The sequence below is a fragment of the Streptomyces sp. NPDC060002 genome, assembly GCF_042737245.1.
In the GTDB taxonomy this organism is placed as follows: Bacteria; Actinomycetota; Actinomycetes; order Streptomycetales; family Streptomycetaceae; genus Streptomyces.
Window position 1 is genome coordinate 1 of record NZ_JBHWUW010000119.1, and the last position, 4,009, is coordinate 4,009.

3 protein-coding genes are annotated in these 4,009 nt (G+C 70.4%); 2 read left to right on the forward strand and 1 reads right to left on the reverse strand.

Annotation, left to right across the window (positions count from 1 at the left end; genetic code table 11):
* Positions 1-245: 245 nt before the first annotated feature.
* Positions 246-1,355, reverse strand: coding sequence for a sugar ABC transporter substrate-binding protein (locus ACFWBD_RS41350; RefSeq protein WP_385679351.1), 1,110 nt, complete (start codon positions 1,353-1,355; stop codon positions 246-248).
* Positions 1,356-1,902: 547 nt separating this feature from the next.
* Here ACFWBD_RS41350 and ACFWBD_RS41355 point away from each other — a divergent pair.
* Both ACFWBD_RS41355 and ACFWBD_RS41360 read left to right on the forward strand, forming a co-directional pair.
* Positions 1,903-2,031 carry a hypothetical protein gene (locus ACFWBD_RS41355; RefSeq protein WP_385679353.1) on the forward strand — a complete coding sequence of 43 codons (129 nt, stop codon included), beginning with the start codon at positions 1,903-1,905 and terminating at the stop codon, positions 2,029-2,031.
* 617 nt (positions 2,032-2,648) lie between these two features.
* Complete coding sequence (locus ACFWBD_RS41360) at positions 2,649-3,959, forward strand: hypothetical protein (protein ID WP_385679356.1); 1,311 nt, start codon at positions 2,649-2,651, stop codon at positions 3,957-3,959.
* Positions 3,960-4,009: the final 50 nt, after the last annotated feature.

Consider the following 4,009-nt stretch of genomic DNA (forward strand, 5'->3'; position numbering starts at 1 on the left):
GGGCAGGTGCGGCGACACGGGCGGGCGCGGTCCGGGCGGGCGCGGCGGGGCGGGACAGGTGCGGCGACACGGGCGGGCGCGGTCCGGGCGGACGCGGCGACACGGGCGGGCGCGGCGGGGCGGAACAGATGCGACGACACGGGCGGGCGCGGTCCGGGCGGGCGCGGCGGGGCGGGGCGGGGCAGGTGCGGCGACACGGGCGGGCGCGGTCCGGGCGGGCTGTCGGCCCGCCCGGAGTCCGTGGTTCAGACCAGGTCGAGGGCCTGGCAGGCGGCCTTGTACTTCGCGGTGCAGATCTCGGAGACCTTGTAGATGCCGTCGGCGACGATGGTCGACTTGATGTTGGTCTTCGTCAGCGCGACCACGGTCACCAGCTTGGCCGGGATGTCCTTGTCGGTCGGGCTGTCGACCCGGTCGCGGGTCAGGGCGTCGAACTGGATGTCGCGGCCCTGGACCTTGGCGACGGCGGCCTCGGCGGCGGCCTCGGCCTCACCGGGGTACGGCTTGTAGACGCTCATGAACTGCTCGCCGCCGATGATGCGCTGCACGGCCGCCAGCTCGGCGTCCTGGCCGGTGATCGGGGGCAGGTCGCCGTCGCTGACGCCCGCGGCCTTCAGGGCCTTGATGATGCCGCCGGCCATGGCGTCGTTGGCGGAGTAGACGCCGGCGATGTTGGACGCGCCCAGCAGGTCGATCGCCTTCGCCATGTTGGCCTCGGCGACCTCGGGGCTCCACTTGTCGGTGTCGTACGACTTCGCCACCGTGACCCGGCCGGTGAGCTCGCTGAGCGCGCCCGCCTTGAACTGCCCGGCGTTCGGGTCGGTGGGCGAGCCGTTCACCATGACGATCTTGTCGCTCTGCTTGACGTTCGGGATGGCCTCCACGAGGGTGCGGCCCTGCACCTCGCCGACGAGCTCGTTGTCGAAGGAGACGTACCCGGAGATCGGCCCCTGGGCCAGGCGGTCGTAGGCGATGACGGGGATGTTCGCGTCCTTGGCCTTCTGCACCGTCTCCGCGATCGCCTTCGAGTCGACGGCGTCCAGCAGGATGACGTCGACCTTCTCCTCGATCATCTTCTGCATCTGGGTGGTCTGCGTCTTGGCTTCCCCGGCGGCGTTCGCGTACTCGGTCCTGCCCTTGTTCTGGGTGAGCTCGGCGACCTTCTTCTTGATGATGGGGTAGTCGAAGTCCGCGTACCGGGTGTTGGTCTCCTCCGGCATCAGCACGCCCACCGTGATGTCGTTGCTCCGGGTCGGTGTCGCACTGCTGCTGTTCTCCGAGGCTCCCAGCATTCCGCACCCGGCGAGCGACAGGGACATCGTGGAGGCGACCACGGCTATGGCGATACGACGCATTCGGGGGCTCACTTCAGGTGCGTTCGGTGCGATTCCGGACACATGGGTGCGACATGTCGACCCAGGTGTCTGAAAAGACAACGCGGCGGCGGCCATCGGCGTCAAGCGGAACTACTTAACGAAGTAGCAACATCACACTCCGCTTAGCGGGTGAAGACACATGGAGACCACGCGGAGACGTTGCAAAGACCTGGGCAGAGAACCGGCCGGTGAAGTGCGTAAAAAGTCGCCCAACCAAGGCCGTTGGTCACGGGTCACGGCCTTGGTGGACCCGGTGGTACTCGACGTCGGTCGGCGTCACGTCAAGTTCGGTCGCCGTCCGGGTGTCGGCCGAGGTCCAGGGCGACGGCGAGGACAAGGTCTGCTCGTCTCACCGTCCCGGACGGCGAGGAGAGCCGCTTCTTCGTGGACGTCGTCGACGACTACGCCAACTCCCCCTTCAAGTCGACCGGCAGGCTCCTGCAAGGGCATCGCCTTCGTCGACGACCCCGCCGCCACCTCCTTCTACCGCGTCCCGACGCCCGGGGGTTCGCCCCCGCAGCTGGCCGTGGACGAGTGCCAGGGCAGCATCTGGCTGGACTGGACCGGCCTCGACGAGTCGTCGCCCGAGGCGGCGGCGGCGGCGGACGGCGGACGGCGGGCGGCGGGCGGCGGGCGGCGGGCGGCGGGCGGCTAGCCCGGGTCTACCGCTGGAACCCGGCCACCTCCGCCTACGAGAAGCTCCCCGACGTCCCTTCCGACCACCCGTCGTACAACGACCTCACCGCCGCGCGCGGCTCCACCCGCCACTACTGGGTGACCGCCGTGGCAGCGGACGGAACCGAGTCGCAGCCGGTGGGCGGCGCCGTGACCACCAGCCCCTGCCTTCCGCCCCTGCCTTCAGCCTCTGACTTCGGCCTCTGCCTTCAGCCTCTGCCTTCAGCCTCTGACTTCGGCCTCTGCCTTCGGCCTCTGACTTCGGCCTCTGACCAGCGGAATCGTCCCTTCCGGCGCTGTTGCGAAGTGGTGACGGAGCGACGGTTGATCAATGATGGATGCCGGGTGAGGATAAGTGCACCGCGAGCCGCCGGGGGGACAAGCAGGACCGGCGGGCGGTCACTCTCCTGGTTCCTTTCTCATCCTTCTCGTCGCGCCTCTCGCTCGGGCGCTTCTCGCTCATCGCGCTTCTTGCTCATCGCGCTTCTTGCTCATCGCGCTTCTCGCTCATCGCGCTTCTTGCTCGTCGCACCTCGTGCTCGTGTCCTGGCCGCCGTCTCACGGCGCGCCGTTGTTGTTTCCTTGGGGGGATTCATCATGTCCGTTCGTTCCGTCGCCGCCCGCCGCATCCGCATCGTGGCCGCGACCGCCGTCGTCACCGCTGTCGCCGGCGCCGCCTTCGTCCCGGCCACCGCCGTCGCCGCCGTCGCCGCCGTCGCCGCCGACAAGGCGGGGGACCACGCGCTGAAGATGACCCTCGGCGCACCGGCCCCCACCGGCCCGCTCAAGCGCGGCGGGGCGACGGAGTCGATGATCCTTACGGTCGCCAACTCCTCGGACAAGGCGCAGGACTTCTCGGCCTGGCTGCCGGGTACGCCGGACGGTCCGAGCCCGGTGCTGAAGGACTCCATCGTCTTCGACGTGACCGCGGTCGACGCACCCGCGACCAAGTCGGCCGTCGGGCGGCAGGACGGCTCCTTCCAGGGGCTGTTCTTCCCGGCCACCGGGAACGCGGCGTCCACCTTCTCCATCCCGGCGAAGACCGAGTACACCTGGAAGGTCACGGTCGGCCTCGGCGCCTCCTACCCCACCAACGACGGTGACTTCACCCTCACCGCCGGCCGGCTGATCGGCGACACCGACGACGAGCCGTCCCGCAACACCCAGGTCTTCAAGACCGACCCGGCGATCACGCCCGGCAGGCTGAACGTGGCGTGGGAGCAGAAGACGGGCGCCGTCGCCCGGCCCGGTCAGCGTGCCGAGCTGGTGCTGAACGCCACGGCCACCGGCCCCGGCGAGTTCCCCGCCGAGCTGCAGCGCACCGTGTCGGCCCAGCAGTTCCGGGAGGGCGCGGGCCACCCCGACTTCATCCTCGAGGCCGAGGTGGGCGGCAAGATCGTGAAGCTGAAGGAGTTCAACGACAGCGAGTGGGAACTCCCCGCCATAGCCAAGGGCTTCGGCTCCTCCGCGGGCACCGAGAGCATCAAGCTGTACCTCTCCCTCGGCGCGAAGAGCGACATCGGGAAGGACACCGTCGTCCCGCTGGAGGCACTGTTCTCCATGGCGGACTCCTGGGGGTTCAACGGCGCCGAGACCCAGGTGAGGGCCGGCCCGGAGGTGGTCACCGCGCCGAGCGGTACGCCGTCCACGACGCCGTCGGCCTCCGCGTCCGCTTCGGCCTCGGCCTCCTCCTCGGCGTCCCCGTCGGCGTCCGTGTCCAGCTCCGCGGCCACCACCACGGGTGGCACGACCGGCGGCACCACTGACACCACGAGCGCGACCGGTTCGCTCGCCGCCACCGGTTCGGGCGGCAGCGGCCTCTACGGCGCCCTCGCGGCCGCTCTGCTGGCCGTCGGCGGTGCGGCGGCCTGGTTCGGCACGCGTCGCCGGCGGGCGGCGCGCGGCTGATTCACCGCGCGACGAGCGACGAGGGGCCCGGAGGTCGATACCTCCGGGCC